15 protein-coding genes are annotated in these 16712 nt (G+C 37.4%); 13 read left to right on the forward strand and 2 right to left on the reverse strand.

Going from position 1 to position 16712, the window contains the following annotated elements:
- Positions 1–89: 89 nt before the first annotated feature.
- The gene (locus tag DW721_RS07575) at positions 90–1292 is read right to left on the reverse strand and encodes a helix-turn-helix domain-containing protein (RefSeq protein ID WP_118745372.1); all 1203 of its coding nucleotides are present in this window, start codon (positions 1290–1292) and stop codon (positions 90–92) included.
- Between the two features lie 142 nt (positions 1293–1434).
- Between DW721_RS07575 and DW721_RS07580 the strand changes: the two genes are divergently transcribed.
- Complete coding sequence (locus DW721_RS07580) at positions 1435–3138, forward strand: methyl-accepting chemotaxis protein (protein ID WP_118745373.1); 1704 nt, start codon at positions 1435–1437, stop codon at positions 3136–3138.
- A 234-nt stretch (positions 3139–3372) separates the two neighbouring features.
- Here DW721_RS07580 and thrS read toward each other — a convergent pair whose 3' ends face one another.
- On the reverse strand, positions 3373–5145 hold the full coding sequence (gene thrS / locus DW721_RS07585) for a threonine--tRNA ligase (protein WP_055940763.1): 1773 nt from the start codon (positions 5143–5145) through the stop codon (positions 3373–3375).
- A 560-nt stretch (positions 5146–5705) separates the two neighbouring features.
- On the opposite strand from thrS, the gene spoVT reads away from it, so the two are divergent.
- The 12 genes from spoVT (at position 5706) to DW721_RS07645 (ending at position 16710) form a co-directional block, all read left to right on the forward strand.
- On the forward strand, positions 5706–6251 hold the full coding sequence (gene spoVT / locus DW721_RS07590; RefSeq protein WP_055940767.1) for a stage V sporulation protein T: 546 nt from the start codon (positions 5706–5708) through the stop codon (positions 6249–6251).
- A gap of 139 nt (positions 6252–6390) precedes the next feature.
- Positions 6391–6666 (forward strand): HU family DNA-binding protein, encoded by a 276-nt coding sequence (locus DW721_RS07595; protein ID WP_022013927.1) that lies wholly within the window; start codon positions 6391–6393, stop codon positions 6664–6666.
- A gap of 213 nt (positions 6667–6879) precedes the next feature.
- Positions 6880–7119 carry an RNA-binding S4 domain-containing protein gene (locus DW721_RS07600; protein ID WP_022013926.1) on the forward strand — a complete coding sequence of 80 codons (240 nt, stop codon included), beginning with the start codon at positions 6880–6882 and terminating at the stop codon, positions 7117–7119.
- A gap of 57 nt (positions 7120–7176) precedes the next feature.
- Positions 7177–7482 carry a sporulation protein YabP gene (yabP, locus tag DW721_RS07605; protein WP_055940771.1) on the forward strand — a complete coding sequence of 102 codons (306 nt, stop codon included), beginning with the start codon at positions 7177–7179 and terminating at the stop codon, positions 7480–7482.
- Positions 7479–7829, forward strand: a complete 351-nt coding sequence (yabQ, locus tag DW721_RS07610; protein ID WP_118745374.1) for a spore cortex biosynthesis protein YabQ — start codon at positions 7479–7481, stop codon at positions 7827–7829. Before yabP ends, yabQ begins: the two co-directional genes overlap by 4 nt.
- Positions 7830–7860: 31 nt before the next feature.
- On the forward strand, positions 7861–8172 hold the full coding sequence (locus DW721_RS07615) for a septum formation initiator family protein (protein ID WP_055940776.1): 312 nt from the start codon (positions 7861–7863) through the stop codon (positions 8170–8172).
- 169 nt (positions 8173–8341) lie between these two features.
- Positions 8342–10165: a SpoIIE family protein phosphatase gene (locus DW721_RS07620; protein WP_147355390.1), complete on the forward strand. Its 1824-nt coding sequence runs from the start codon at positions 8342–8344 to the stop codon at positions 10163–10165.
- A gap of 3 nt (positions 10166–10168) precedes the next feature.
- On the forward strand, positions 10169–11596 hold the full coding sequence (gene tilS, locus DW721_RS07625; protein ID WP_118745376.1) for a tRNA lysidine(34) synthetase TilS: 1428 nt from the start codon (positions 10169–10171) through the stop codon (positions 11594–11596).
- A 15-nt stretch (positions 11597–11611) separates the two neighbouring features.
- On the forward strand, positions 11612–12142 hold the full coding sequence (hpt, locus tag DW721_RS07630) for a hypoxanthine phosphoribosyltransferase (protein WP_055940785.1): 531 nt from the start codon (positions 11612–11614) through the stop codon (positions 12140–12142).
- 96 nt (positions 12143–12238) lie between these two features.
- Entirely contained in the window at positions 12239–14134 is a 1896-nt protein-coding gene (ftsH, locus tag DW721_RS07635) for an ATP-dependent zinc metalloprotease FtsH (protein ID WP_055940788.1), read from the forward strand.
- Positions 14135–14628: 494 nt separating this feature from the next.
- Positions 14629–15135, forward strand: a complete 507-nt coding sequence (locus tag DW721_RS07640; RefSeq protein ID WP_022013918.1) for an SEC-C metal-binding domain-containing protein — start codon at positions 14629–14631, stop codon at positions 15133–15135.
- An 84-nt stretch (positions 15136–15219) separates the two neighbouring features.
- Positions 15220–16710 carry an ATP-binding protein gene (locus DW721_RS07645; RefSeq protein ID WP_182436260.1) on the forward strand — a complete coding sequence of 497 codons (1491 nt, stop codon included), beginning with the start codon at positions 15220–15222 and terminating at the stop codon, positions 16708–16710.
- Positions 16711–16712: the final 2 nt, after the last annotated feature.

A 16712-nucleotide genomic window follows, 5' to 3' on the forward strand; every position in this document is an offset into this window, starting at 1 on the left:
GTCTGATATTTTCCCAAGATATTTCTTACGAATTTCTTAAATGATGATGTATTGTGGAATACAGCATTAGTGAATAGCTTATACCAAAGTCAGTTTATATATTTTTTGCGATACTTATGGGGAGTAATAGATGCATATTTCTTAAAAACACGGGAAAAATGACCGGGTGAAGAAAAACCAAGGTTAAGGCTGATGTCAGTTAAAGATTTATTTGTATAGCGGAGAAGGTATTTTGCCTCGTCTGTTTTCTTTGTAAGTATAAAATCTGAGAGAGACATATTGCTTTCAGCTTTAAAAAGTTTTGAAAGATAGGATCTGCTCAGAAAAAATTCTTTTGCAATGGCTTCCACGGTAATTGTTTCTGACATATGACGATTGATGTAATTTGATACATCTGAAACGAGCTTAGATGCAGGAGCTCCTTCATGTAATTGATTTACGCGTTTTGCAAAATCTATAAGCATAAAATGCAGGAGGTTATTGATTTGACAATAATCATTTAATAATTCACATTTGAGAATGTAGTTATCACTTAGTTTAAAAGCATCGTCAGGAGTCATGCCGCCCTGGATGGCCGAACGTGAAGCGATTGTAGCGGTAATAATAAAGATGTTTTTTAATTGACGGAGCTGGTTGTCAGCTATTACACCAGTATCGAGTAATGGCGAATTTTCAAGTAGTTCCGATAAAGAGATATAATCTCCTTTTTTTATCATACTCATTAAATTTTGCTCCAGTTCATAAGTGTTGTGAATTATTATATCATTTTCAGAAAAATCATTAAAAAAGAGTTTGTCAGCCTCATTGCGGTTTATTGATTCTGCAAAGTGTTCCTGTAAGGAATTTTTGATAAAAATATCATGAAGGGAATATTTTTCATCGTTTAGTATGTAATTTAAAAAGCATAAAAGCTGCATAAGATGTTCTAATGATATATGATTGATTTCCTGCATAGCAATTATAAAAGCTTCAGTATCATTTTTTGATATATTCAATTGACAAGCCAGTTCTGATAGTTCTGGTATAGAATCAGAAACCTGTCTTGTCGGACCAATTACAATCTTATATTCATTGAAATTGATAATTCCATAGTAACTAAAATGTACTGTGAAAAAATAACCGATATGCTCAGAAATATTTAAAATATCTGACTGATATAATGCAATGGGATCTTTAATAAGATTAACTGAGGAATAATAAAAAGTTAGTTTATTATCTTTATAAATACGCACGGGAACTCCGGAAAAACTGTTTATCATAATGGCAATATAATTGTAATCGATAGCTTTCATGGCATGAACCTCCTTGCTTTTTTTGATACAATTATATCATTTATGGATACAAATATGCAAGAAATATTAACGAAGCGATGATATAATTTGTCGAAAATGTTTATGAAAAGTAAAAATAAAAAAAGAAAGGAACCTATGAATTATGTACACCAAATTTGTTAAAAAGAAAATTGAAAGTATGCAGTTACGAGAAAGGATAAATTACGGATATAAAAAAGTAATTATTCTGATGATTATTTCAGGGTTGCTTTCTATTATTGCAATAGGTATGTTATTTGCAAGTGTTGTAAATTATGTTGGAAAAATTAATGCTTCAGATATAGCAGTCAAAATGTGCAGAGTAGATGTAAATGCTGCGGCAAGAAATGTAAGAGAGATGGCGTTAAATGACGATGCATCTTCTTATGATAGTTATGAAAAAACAATAGCAAAATTACTGGATGATGTTGATTCCCAATTGGAAATAATAAAAAATAAAGGTGTTGTTTATGATGAAAAATATACAGAATATGCAACAGCATTATCTGATTGGAGCAAAATTAGTTCATCCATATTAGAAGAAATCAAATCAGGAAATCAACAGCAGGGTGTGGATGATATTCTTAATAAATGTACACCGGCATTGAACAAATTGGTAAATATTGCTAAGGAATTAGATGAGATTACAGATGCAGTCAGTGCTAAGGCGGTGCAAAATACTGTAGTATATGCTATCTTAGGTGTTGGTTTTATCGTATTCTTTTTAGTTATGGCATGTATGATTTCAGGAAAAACCAGTAAAAGGGTTCTTGGCAGTATTTTGGAGCCATTGCATGCTATTGAGGATGTTGCAAAGGAATTGACAGAAGGAAATTTACATAGTACATTAGATTATCGTTCAGAAGATGAAATTGGGCGATTGGCGCATAGTATGCGTAAATCTATTCGTATTTTAGGGTCATATGTAGACGATATAGACCGTGCAATGAAGCTGTTTTCAGAAGGAAATTTTGATGTTCAGCCTAATGTGGAGTGGAAAGGTGATTTTGTCGGAATTTTACATTCCTTTATGGATTTTGAAGCAAGCATGGCGAAAATGGTAAAGGGAATACAACGGGCTTCAAATCAGGTATCAGGTGGTGCAGAGCAGGTATCATCAGGTGCAACAGAATTGGCAGATGGTGCCACAAACCAGGCCGCTGCAGTAGAGGAATTGACTGCTACAGTTGAGAATGTCGCAGAACAGGTAAGACATAATTCACAGTCAGCAAGTGAAATAAGTACAAAAGTTGTGGTACTTGGAGATGATATATTAGAAAATGATACAAAGATGCATGAGATGGTTAAGTCAATGCTTGAAATTAAAAATGCTTCAATGCAGATTGACAAGATTATTGAGACAATCAACGATATTGCGTCACAGACAAATCTTCTAGCATTAAATGCTTCTATTGAGGCCGCAAGAGCAGGGGAAGCCGGAAAAGGATTTGCAGTTGTAGCAAATCAGGTCAACCAGTTGGCAGAGCAAAGTTCACAGGCGGTGAAGGAATCAGCAGCCTTAATTAAAACATCTGTTAATGCGGTAGGAAAGGGAATGTTACTTGCAGAAGAGACAGCAGAACAGCTTGAGGAAATTGCAAAAAATTCTAAGGTGATTACTGAAGAAGTATCCGGTATTGCGGAAACGCTTGCAGACCAGACAGTAGAAATACAGCAGATTAATGAAGGAATAGAACAGATTAATGATGTTGTACAAAGTAATTCGGCAACTTCAGAAGAGTGTGCTGCAGCGAGTCAGGAAATGAACAGTGAAGCAGAACATTTACGCAATATGATAAGTGAGATTAAAGTAGCTAAAATTAAATAACAAAATAAAGTATAACATAACATTATTATATATTGTTATGTTATACTTAACAAAACTTTGAGCAGTGTTCTGACGATAGGTTATCTGAGTGCCATTAAATATTATTTTAAGCCTGTAAGACAATTTAATCAATGATTATGATAGTTGTTTAACAATTACCTATATAAAATAAACAGCGGCAGGAGTAACACAGTACTCCTGCCGTTGTTTTGTGCATTTTAAGCTCAGTTATTACTACATCCCGATATGTGTTCTGAGTTTGCCCTTAATCTCAGTGTCAAGTTTCTCAACAAACTCATCGAGTGGAAGAACAGTAGTCTTTTTCTCACCGTGGAGACGGAATGAAACTGTTCTTTCGTCTTTCTCATTAAATCCGACAACGAGGAGATAAGGTACTTTCTGAATCTGTCCTTCACGCATACGGTAACCGAGTTTTTCTGAACGGTCATCGAGGTCTACACGGACTTTGTTTGCTTTGAGTGCGTCACATATTTCTTTTGCGTAAGCGTTAAGTGAGTCATCATCTGTCTTAACAGGCATTACACGAACCTGCACAGGAGCAAGCCATGTAGGAAGATTTCCTTTTGTCTCCTCAAGAATGTATGCCATAAAGCGGTCGAGTGAACCAAGTATTGCACGGTGAAGTACAACAGGTGTTTTCTTTTCGCCGTCTCTGTCAATGTATGAGAGGTTGAATTTTGCAGGGAGACAGAAGTCAAGCTGGCAGGTAGAAAGTGTAATCTCATTTCCGACAGCAGGCTGAACATTAACATCAAGTTTAGGTCCGTAGAAAGCAGCCTCTCCGATTTCCTCAGTATATTCAATGCCGAGTCCGTTCATTACATCACGAAGTGCAGATTCTGCCTTGTTCCACATCTCATCATCATCGTGGTATTTTTCTTTGTTCTCAGGGTCGCGAAGTGAGAGTACACAGCGGTAATTTTCAATACCAAAGTCTTTGTATGTGCTGAAAATGAGGTCTACAACCTTTGTAAACTCATCTTTTATCTGTTCAGGTGTTACAAAGAGATGGGCGTCGTTCTGGCAGAAATGTCTTCCACGCTCAATTCCCTTTAATGTTCCGCTTGATTCATAACGGAAGTCATGTGCAATTTCACCGATGCGGATAGGGAGGTCTTTATATGAATGTCTTTTGTTTGCATATATCATCATGTGGTGAGGACAGTTCATCGGACGAAGTACAAATGATTCACCTTCCATTTCCATAGGAGGGAACATATTTTCTTTGTAGTGATCCCAATGACCTGATGTTTTGTAGAGGTTTACTGTACCTACACATGGAGTCATAACATGGAGATAACCGAGGTCTCTTTCTTTATCTTTAATGTAGTTTTCAAGTTCCTGCCAGATTGTATATCCCTTTGGTAAGAACATAGGAAGTCCGCGGCCTACAAGGTCATCGACCATGAAAAGGTTCATGTCTTTACCAATTTTTCTGTGGTCTCTCTCTTTTGCTTCTTCGAGAAGTGTGAGGTGATTTTCAAGTTCCTCTGGAGTTGGGAAACATACACCATAAATTCTCTGGAGAACTTTATTGTTGCTGTCACCTTTCCAGTAAGCACCTGAATGGCGGATAAGCTTAAAGTTGCGGCAGAGCTTTACATTGTCTACATGAGGTCCGCGGCAGAGATCTGTGAAATCGCCCTGGTCGTAAACCGTAATATTTCCGTCTTCAAGGTCAGAGATGAGGTCAAGTTTATATTCATCGTCCTTAAACATCTCTAAGGCTTCTGCTTTAGAAACTTCTCGGCGGAAAATCTTCTTTCCTGATTTTGCGATTTTTTTCATTTCTTTTTCAATCTTAGCGATGTCATCATCATGGATAACATCCTCGCCGAGATCTACATCATAGTAAAATCCCTCAGCGACTACAGGACCAACCCAGAATTTTGCCTGTGGGTAAATATGTTTGATAGCCTGTGCCATAAGATGAGCACATGAATGGTTTAATGTGTTTAACTGTTCGTCATTTTTAAAGTTTACCATTGATTTTATCTCCTTTTTTGATTTTTGGGAAAACAAAAAACACCTTTAGATATAATATAATCATATCTAAGGGTGCTTACGCACGTTTCCACCTTAATTTTTAACTTAGAAAAGTACATTCGTTTAAATTATGTTAATAATATAAAATTAAATAATTGGAATGTCTTTTACAGCTTATAACGCAGCTACACGGTCACGCTTCAAAATATTTTGAGATAAATATTTCTTCTACGCACGGCTCGGGAGTGGTTTTCATGAAATCTGCCCATAAACGGCTTACAGCAAAATGCCGTTCTCTCTGGATGGCAGGATAACATTACTTGTTCCGTCATCGCCTTTAAAAATATATAAATATTTGTCTGCTACATATTTAGCAATGTTCTTTGAAAAACTTCATTTATTTTAACATAAAGTTTTTGCAAATTCAATAGGTTAATTTGCCTGTTACTGTTTTTATGGCTGAACTGTTACTTTTTATGTGCATAATAAAACAGAAATTTCCACATAATAACTTCAAAGCATATTCATAGAAAAAAAGAAATGGAGGAAATAACCGGGATATGAAAGCAACGGGAATTGTACGAAGAATAGATGATTTAGGAAGAGTTGTTATTCCAAAGGAGATAAGGCGTACTTTGCGTATCAGAGAGGGAGATCCGCTGGAGATATATACTGATAGAGAAGGAGAGGTTATTCTTAAAAAATATTCGATGATAGGCGATATAGGACAGTTTGCAAAACAATATGCTGATGCACTGTCACAGACAACAGGTTATCTTGTAATAGTGACGGACAGGGATATGGTTATTGCGGCTTCGAGCGGAGTGAAAAAAGATATGGTGGGAAAGCATATAAGCAGGGAACTTGAAAAGGCAGCTCTTGACAGAAAGATAATCCTGACAGACAGCAGTAAAAAGGAGTTTTGCAGGGTGGCAGATGACATGGAGGGAGATTATATTGAAGCAATAGCTCCTATTATATGTAATGGTGATGTGGCAGGTTCTATTGTTTTCCTTAATAAAAATACAGAACGAAAATTTGGGGAAACAGAGCAAAAAATGATAGCTGTTGCGGCAAGTTTTTTAGGCAAACAGATGGAGGGGTGACATTAAATATGAAAAAAGGCTAAAAAACCTTGATTTTATGGGATTTTTAGCATAAAAAACCTTGACAAAAGGGGATAATGAGGGTATAAATAGATTTGTAAGTTTTTACGGAAATACAAATATCGAGGAGGATTTATCCATGAACAAAACAGAGTTAGTAGCAGCTATAGCTGAAAAAGCAGAACTTTCAAAGAAAGATTCAGAAAAAGCTTTAAAGGCATTTATTGATGTGGTTACAGATGAATTAAAGGCTGGAGAGAAGATTCAGTTAGTAGGATTCGGTACATTTGAAGTTGCTGAGAGAGCAGCAAGAGAAGGAAGAAACCCTACTACAGGTGCTACAATAAAGATTCCTGCTTCTAAGGCTCCTAAGTTTAAAGCTGGTAAGGCTTTAAAGGACGCTGTAAACAAATAAGATAAGATTTGTATTTTGAGGCAGACTTGAATTTGAGGGCAGGTTCTAAGTACAACGAGTAATTATAATATTCAAATATTTGATTTTCGTTGTATCTGAACCCGCCCTTTTTCTAAAATATTGTGAAATATATTTTTGATACCCGTGATTTGTGTCTGGGCACACACGACACAAATCTCATATGAAAAAATGTGTGCAGAAATGAGATATAGTATGAGATTAGATAAATATTTAAAGGTTTCAAGACTTATCAAAAGAAGACCGGTAGCAAATGAAGCGTGTGATGCCGGCAGGATTACGGTAAATGGAAAGGTTGCAAAAGCATCCTTGAATGTTAAACCGGGAGACATCATTGAGATAAGTTTTGGTGATAAACAGGTTAAAGTAGAGGTGCTTAGCATCGAGGAAACATATAATAAGGAAGCGGCAAAAGAGCTTTACAAAATGTTGTAATAAAAAACACTCTCCGGCATATATTGATTTATAAAAAGATGCAAGGAGGGTGTTTTTTTGGAAGAGAAAAGTTTACAGCGACAGGGCGGTGTGGCAAAGGGAGTACATAAAGTGTATCTGAATGCACGAAAGTCGGCTGTTATGTCAGGGGTTAAGGATGTGCTTTCGTTTGATGCAAAGGAAGTATATTTAGAAACGGAACAGGGAGTTCTTCTTATAAAAGGTGACGAACTTCATGTAAACCGTCTTTCACTTGAAAAAGGTGAGGTTGATGTTGACGGCAGGATAGATAGTTTTGCGTATTCTGATGTTGAGGAAGCTGGAAAGAAAGCAGCATCATTTCTTGGGAGACTTTTTCAATGAGTGAGATTATACATGGACAGGTTTTGTATCTGCTCGCAAGCACCTGCTGCGGCATGGCGTGTATGTTCTTGTACGGCTTTGTCAGGATTTTTGAATTATTTTTGAAAAAGAATATGATTTTAAAGATAATCATTGATGTTTTATTCTGGATGGCACTGTCGATTCCCGTCTTTTATATTTTTTATGAGATAAATTCCGGAATAATAAGATGGTATGGTGTATTTATGCTATTTGCAGGGATGATTTTATATGAAAAGGGAATATATACTCCGGCAAAGAAAATTATTGAAAAAATCATAAAAAAGGTGTATGATAAGAACATATTTAAAAGTCGTAAAAGCCTTTAGAACAGGCGTTTGCGGAAAGGATGGTGATAACATGGCACGCCAGCATTATGGTCATAAAAAACATATGAATAAATTTACGATTACAGGGATTATAGTATTATGTGCAGTGCTTTGTTTTACTGTTCTTTATCATAAGTCAGCATTAGATGCAAAGTGCAGAGAGTACAAATCCCAGATTTCTGAACTTAAAAAAGAGAAAAAAAGTGTTGATGAACGCAAAGAAGATCTTAAAGAGTTTGAGAAGTATGTAGACACGGACGAGTATGTAGAGCAGATTGCGAGAGAGCGTCTGGGTCTGGTATATAAGGGTGAGGTTATCTTTGAACCTGATGACTCAAAGTGAGCTAAGATTGCGAAACATTAAAATGACATATTAAGGGCTGTTTGTTTTATGATTTTACTTCATAATAAAACAGTTCTTTTTTTGAGGTTGAGTTTTGACAAAATATGCCAATTTGATTATATATACTTTCTTTTATAAATTTGCCGGCAGGCGTGAAAAGGAGAGTATAATGAAGTATATCGGGAAAAAACTTTTTTTGCAGATGATAATAGGTTTTTTTGCAGGTCAGGTAGGAATATGTGGTATGTGTGTACTCGGAGTGGCATATTTTGCGGCGGTGTTTGAAAAGGCTAAGGCGAGACTTCTTCTGGCATTTTGCGTTATCGCAGGAATGTTTTTGGGTCTTCCTATGGAAATGGCATTGTGCGGCAGCATGGTCATATTGTCGATGCTCCTTATATACGATACGCTGGAAAGACAGAGAATACGCATAAAGACGATTCATGCGGCACTTATTGCAGCGGTAACATTTCTTATTTACGGTGGACTAAAGCTGTATATGTTTCCTTATAATGAGTATGATATAGTTCTTTTGATGTTTGGGACAGGTCTTGTGCTGTCGCTCACGAAGTTGTTTAGCGAGATAGTTTGTTATGTTAAAGGCGGAAAAAGTTCAGGAGATAAGGAATATGAAAATATAATCGGCAACAGGCTCAATGATTTTTCTCATGTTTTTGACAGGATTTCCATAATGATGTCAGATGGGACAGAGGAAAACAGGTATATGGAGAGCCGTGATATAAGAAAGATTTTCAGGGAAATGTCAGAAAATGTGTGCACCAGATGTGAAAAGTATGAGGAGTGCTCAGGTCAGACGGCTATATGCCGACCGGAGAAATTTAAGACACTTAGTGTATCGCCTGACGGCTGCATAACGCTTGAGCAGATGCCGGTTGAGTTCGCAAGGGAGTGTATTCACTGTGACAGATTTTTGGAGGAGGCAAATCAAAATCTTTATATAGCAAGAAATATTATAGGGTACAGAAACAGGGTGAAACAGAGCAGAAAAGCTGTTGCAAATCAGATGAAAGAGATAAGTGCGGCAGTAAAAAATATGCTTGACAGTTTACCGAGGATGCAGCGGCTTTCGATAGAGCTTGAAGAAGCTTTTGAAAAAGAATTTAGAAAGAAAAGGGTTATATGTAAAAATATATATGCCTATGAAAAACAGGACGGGCAGATAGAGATAATCATGAATGCGAGGACTGTGAAAGGCAGGCTTGTAACTGCTACGGAGTTATCTAAGATAATGAGTAATATCATGCAGAAAAGGCTGAAACCGTCAGATGCATCAAGAAAGGTAATAGATACCGGGTTTGGCGAATATATTTTTGTTGAGGAGACAAAATATAAGGTGCTCACAGGAGTTGCAAGGCTCACAAAAGATGGCCAGTCAGTGTCAGGAGATACTTTTTCAATGATAAATCTTCCGAGCGGTGAGCTTTTGATGGCATTGTCGGACGGAATGGGAAGTGGGACAAGTGCGTTTGATGACAGTAAAAATGTTATAGAACTTCTGGAACAAATGTCGGAGGCAGGATTTTCGCAGACATCAGCGATAAGGCTTATAAATTCTCTGTATATGTCTGACCAGGAATTTGAAAATTATGCGACACTTGACATTTCTCTTATAAATCTGTATAAGGGAGAGTGCAGTTTTTTGAAAAACGGTGCTGTGGGTACATATGTGCTTAATCAGGGAAAGATGTACTGTATAGAGGGTCAGTCGCTGCCTATGGGTGTGGTATCTGATGCAGAGCCATATATAGGCAAGATGAGTCTGTATCCGGGAGATTATGTTATAATGATGACAGACGGCGTTGCGGATATGTTTTCGCAGGAAAGATACAATTTGGAAAAATTTATTAAACAGATAGAGATTGTCAATCCGGGAGATATGGCTCAGGCTATTGTTGATGAAGCGGTAAGCAGAAATAAAGGAGCCGTGTCTGATGATATGAGTGTTATAGTCGCCGGAGTATGGGAGAACTAGACGATGAATAAATATATTTACAAAAGGGTAAAATCATTTTGTGATGATAACGGCCTTATAGAAAAAAACGATAGCATCGTGACAGGATTGTCTGGCGGTGCGGATTCCGTGTTTTTGTTTTTATATCTGATACACATAAAAAAAGAGTATAATCTGAAATTGTGTTTTGTTCATGTAAATCACGGAATAAGGGGCAGTGAAGCCGGAAATGACCAGCATTTTGTAGAGGAACTATGTAAAAGAGAAAATGTGATGTATAAAGTTTTTTACAAGGATATTCCACAGATGGCAGATGAATTGTCAATGACTGAGGAAGAAGCGGGAAGAGTGTACCGCTATGAATGTTTTGATAAGATGCGAAAGGAACTTGGTTACAATAAGATAGCCGTGGCACATCATCAGGACGACCAGGCGGAAACAGTATTATTCCAGCTTATAAGAGGAAGCGGATTCAGGGGACTTGGCGGTATGAAAGCAAAAAACGGCTGCATCATAAGACCGCTGCTCTCGGTAAAAAAGCAGGAGATACTTGATTATCTCGATGAAAGTGGTCAGAATTACTGTATAGATTCCACGAATAATGATGACGAGTATGCGAGAAACCAGATAAGACACCATCTTATACCATATCTTCAGGAAAATCTTCAAAAAGAGACAGTTAGTCATATCGCAAAAACAGCATCATATCTTCAGGATGTTACAGAGTTTATCGATATACAGACTGATGCTGTATGGGACAGAGTCATAGTGTGTAAGGAGTCATTTCCTAAAGAGATAAGAGCGGGGCTTAGTGAGATGAAAAAGCTGCATATCGTATTGCAAAGGGAGATTTTTATGCGTATGATAGAATTTATGTCCGGCAGAAGAAAGGATATAACCGCAAGGCATATAGACTCTCTTATGAGGCTGCTAAACGGTCAGACAGGGAGAAAAATAGACCTCCCATACGATATAATTGTTGCAAAATATTATGACTTTGTGCTGATGTCCCACAAGGATAAATGGTATCACAGTTCACATAGTCCTCAGGAGATATATGAAGAAAGAATATCCGAGGGACAGGAGTACAATGTTACATTTACAAATAATACAAGTCATACGATTCGTTTCCATTTAGAAGAAAATGACTTAATTACAGACATTATCAAAAAAAATGACTGTACGAAATGGTTTGATTATGCTAAGATAAAAAATATGCCTAAGTTGAGATACCCTAAAGAGGGGGATTATATGTGGCTTAGAACGGATGGAGCAAAGAAAAAGCTGAGCAGGGTGCTTATAGACAGCAAAGTGCCGGCTGACGAGAGAAAAGATATACTTGTGCTTGCGGAAGGAAGTCATATTTTATGGATTCCGGAGCTTGCAAGATGCAGTGCATATTATTACATTGATGAAAATACTAAAAAAGTGCTTTGTGCGAGCATTTATTAGAGAAAGGCGGAAATGATGAAGGAAGAAATTAGTGTTATGTATTCGGAAGAGGTTCTGAATAAGAAAATCGGGGAGATGGCAGAGCAGATAAGCAAAGATTATGAAGGAAAGTCGATTCATCTTATATGCATACTTAAAGGCAGTATTTTCTTTTGCTGTGAACTGGCAAAAAGGCTTACGGTGCCTGTAACTATTGACTTTATGTCAGCTTCAAGCTATGGCAATGAGACAAAAAGTACGGGTAAACTTAAGATAAATAAGGATCTTGATGAGGAGATTGACGGACTTCACTGCCTCATAGTCGAGGATATAATTGATTCAGGAAATACACTTAGCATGACAAAGAAAATGCTTGAGGGAAGAAACCCTGCAAGTCTTAAGCTTTGCACATTGCTCGATAAGCCTGACAGACGGGAAACGGAAGTTAATGTGGATTATACAGGCTTTACGATACCGGATGCGTTTGTTGTAGGATTTGGACTTGATTATGCCCAGAAATATCGAAATCTTCCTTATATTGGGATTTTGGATTTCGTTGAGGAATAAAATGATGCAAGTGTCAATGGACATATATTGTATCAGTTGATTTCAAAATATTTTTTGAAACTAACATCATAGAATAAAAGGTAGAGGAGACAATTCATGAAGAAACAGATGAAGATGAGTGGAATAGGTTTTTATTTGCTTGTTCTGGCTGTGATTTTTTGTGCAGTTTATTTTTCAGGCAACATAGAAAGCAGTTCCAGTGATTCTTATAGCATTGCTAATCTTAAAAAAGACCTCGGCAACGGTAATGTCACGAGTGCTTCCATAAGCCAGAACCAGGAGATACCGACAGGTGAGGTTGTAGTCAAATTGAAATCAGGAAAAAATGTTGATTTTTATGTATCAGATGTAAAAGATGTGCAGGAACTTTTAGACCAGTGGAATGTATCGTACAAACTTGGTGATGTAAAAAAGACATCATGGGTAATAACGACACTTCTTCCGTATGGTCTTGGTTTTGTCGCAATATTTTTGCTGTTTTCATTTCTGTCTGCACAATCTGCAAATTCAGGCGGCGGAAATTCAAAGATGATGAATTTTGGAAAAAGCAGAGCCAGAAGAATAGACCCTGAAGAACCGCACGCAAAGAGATTTAAGGATGTTGCAGGTCTTAAGGAGGAAAAGGAAGAACTTGAGGAGATAGTTGACTTTCTGGCAAATCCCGGAAGATATACAGATGTAGGAGCACGTATTCCTAAAGGAATCATCCTTGTTGGACCTCCGGGAACAGGTAAGACACTTCTTGCAAAAGCAGTGGCAGGAGAGGCAGGAGTACCGTTTTTCAGCCTTTCAGGTTCAGATTTTGTGGAGATGTTTGTCGGTGTCGGTGCATCGAGAGTAAGAGATATGTTTGCGGAAGCAAAGAAAAATGCACCTTGTATCGTGTTTATCGACGAGATAGATGCCGTTGCAAGAAAGAGAGGTTCAGGTCTTGGCGGCGGTCATGATGAGCGTGAGCAGACACTTAACCAGATGCTTGTTGAGATGGACGGATTTGGTGTAAACGAGGGAATAATCGTTATGGCTGCTACAAACCGTGTAGATATACTTGACCCTGCTATTTTAAGACCGGGAAGATTTGACAGAAAAGTTACTGTCGGCAGACCTGATGTAAGAGGAAGAGAAGAAATCCTGGAGGTTCATGCAAAGGGCAAGCCGCTTGGCGATGATGTTGACCTTAAGAAGATTGCACGTACTACAGTAGGTTTTACGGGTGCTGACCTTGAAAACCTTTTGAACGAGTCGGCTATCGTCTGTGCAAAAGAGGGCAGAAAGTTCATTGAACAGGAAGATATAAGCAAATCATTTATAAAGATAGGCATAGGCAAGGAAAAGAAGAGTAAGATAATCTCAGAGAAAGACCAGAAGATTACGGCTTACCATGAGGCAGGTCATGCTATACTTTTCCATGTACTTCCTGATGTGGGACCGGTTCACATGGTATCCATAATACCTACCGGCTCAGGGGCAGCAGGCTATACAATGCCTCTTCCGGAGCGTGATGAGACTTTTATGACAAAGGGAAAGATGAAGCAGGACATCATTGCAAGTCTTGGAGGAAGAATTGCGGAGTCGCTTATATTTGATGACATCACAACAGGTGCATCACAGGATATAAAACAGGCGACAAGTACAGCTAAGGCGATGGTTACGAAATACGGATTTTCAGAAAATGTCGGCATGATAAATTATGCTGATGAGGATGAAGTGTTTATAGGTCGGGATTTTGGACGCACAAGCAGAGACTACAGTGAAGATGTTGCAAAGACTATCGACAACGAAGTAAAAGCAATAATAGATGATGCATATGCACAGGCAAAATCAATACTTGAGGAACATATGGATGTGCTTCATAAATGTGCGAAACTTCTTCTTGAGAAAGAAAGGATAGATAGAGAAGAATTTGAAGCATTATTTGAGCCGGACGGAGTTGTACTTGAAAAGAAAGAAGCTGTTTCAGAAGAGGTTGATGTAGAACCTGACAGTTTGTAAGGAATTTAGTTTGTTCTGTGGAACTATGAAAAAAAGTCATTACACTATATTGTAAATGTGCACAATAGGAAAGAGCGAAAATGACTTTTGATTGACAAAAATGATAAATGCGAAAAAAGCATGGCAAATATGCACAAAAACTTCTTTGAAAAATATACTAAGTTTGTGCACACTTATTTATACAACCTGTTATACTAATAATCGTAAACCCCAATACATTATATAGTTTTTGCTACACCCCATAAGTAACAAAAATACCTTCTCCAAAAGAGAGATTGCAATCGCAATCTCTCTTTTACTTTGCGTAACAGTTCTGCCCCAAAAAAGATAAGTCAATAATACATTGAGCGAGCTCATGTATTATTGACTTATCTTTTTTGGGCTGAACTGTTACTACTTTGCAAAAATATAGTTATGGTTTCGTTGACCTTGCAGTTAAATGTATGGTATAATGTGTCTTAGTAAAGAACAAAGAAAACAGGAAAGGAATTATTATGGGATTATTACAGGATTGGAGAGAATACGCATATGGCGTAGAGATTAATTCAAAAGCAGGAAAGGCAATTTGGGATAAATATTTTAAAGAGGAGAAAGCAATATATGAAAAGCTTCTTGCAAATCCATCAGATATAGTTACAGGAACAGTCAGGGAACTTGCAGAAAAGTATGGCATGGAATTAAACTATATGGTTGGATTTTTAGATGGTATAAATGAAAGTCTTAAAGAGCCAAATCCTATCGAGGACATGACTGCTGATACGGTAGTTAAGCTTGACATAGACCTTGAGAAACTTTATTACAACATGGTTGAAGCAAAGGCAGAGTGGTTATATGAACTTCCACAGTGGAACACACTTCTCTCTGTAGAAAGGCGTAAAGAACTTTATCGTGAACAGAAAAAGTCAGGAACTATTGTTAAAAACAAGAAGGTTGGAAGAAATGACCCTTGTCCTTGCGGAAGCGGTAAAAAATATAAATATTGCTGTGGTGCAAATAAATAGTAATAAACTCTTTTTTGCATGACGGTTTGCAAGCTGCCTTCATTGTTACATATGAGGGCTGCTGCTATAATGGAGGTGTCCGGTGTGAATGAAGAATATAAGACAGGCACAGACAGATACAAAGCATTGTTCAGCCAGACGAACAATATGATACTTTATTTTGACGCAGACGGCACGGTCTGTGAAAAAAATGATGCAGTGTGTAGAAATCTTGGATGCGATATGGATGAGACTATCTGTATTCAGGATATATTCAGGACTTGCATGACGGTCAAAGACGGTTGTATAGACCTTATAGGTCATAAGTATGGTGTCAGTTTTGAAACAGTGGCATACAGGAAAAACCAGACTTGTTTTTCGGTTGTTGCATATCTCGCCAGACTTCCTGAGAATACAGGCTGCTATGGATTTTGTATAATACATGATATAGTACAGCAGAAAGAAGCAAAAAAAGAACTCAGGACAGCACAGATAGAAGTTGAGGAGAGTCATAAAGAGCGTAATGAGATGGTTGCAAATGTGACACATGAGCTTAGGACCCCTGTAAATGGAGTTCTGGGACTTGCACAAAATCTCCTTGATACTGAGCTTGATTCAGAACAGCGTGAAAATGTAGAACTTATAGAGCAATGCTGCAGAAATATGATAAAGATCATAAACAATATCCTTGATTTTTCAAAATTGCAAGCCGGTAAGTTTACGATAGAATACACAGAATTTAATTTTTACCGTATGATGGATAATGTTGTAAAGTTAAACAGACCACAGGCAGAGTCAAAAGGACTTAAGCTTATCTGTAATGTAGGTGAGGATATACCGGAGGTTCTTATAGGTGATGAGCTTAGAGTGACTCAGGTTTTAAACAATCTTTTGTCCAATTCAATAAAATTTACATCACTGGGTCAGATAAATCTTAATGTTGTGAAAAGTGTTGAGACGGGTGAAGAGATAGAGCTCTTTTTCATGGTTACGGATACAGGAATAGGAATATCGGAGCAGGAAAAAGATAAACTGTTCAAGAGCTTTTCACAGGTGGATGCATCTATCACACGAAAATTTGGTGGCACGGGTCTTGGACTAAGCATCGTTAAAAGTCTTGTTGAAATGATGGGTGGAGATATAAATGTTGAGAGTGAAAAAGGAAAAGGAAGTACATTTTCATTTTCAATAAAAGTGAAAAAAGTAGTATTACAGGAATCTGAAAACAGTATCGGGAACAATGCGAATGAAACAGAAAAGAAAGAATATTCATTTAATTATGGAGATGCATTGTCTGCTGAGCCGGAGGTAACAGAAAATAAATTATATAAACTCGGCTCGGATGAAAATATGAAAGCAATTACCGATACTTGTGAAAATCTTGTCCTCTGTATCGAAATGGAAAACTGGAACAAGGCAAACGGTTTTGCGGATACCATAAAAACGCTTGTGGCTGATGACCCTATGAATTTAAAAAGAAAGGCATTCAGACTTCAGATGACGGTCAGAAAAGGCGACCATGAGGCAGCTTTAAATGATTACAATGTTCTCAAAAAGGCTATAGAGGAGTTTAGATTACAGTTGGAAAGGCGGTGATT

It is taken from the genome of Clostridium sp. AM27-31LB (assembly GCF_003480745.1).
Taxonomy (GTDB): Bacteria; Bacillota; Clostridia; order Lachnospirales; family Lachnospiraceae; genus Butyribacter; species Butyribacter intestini.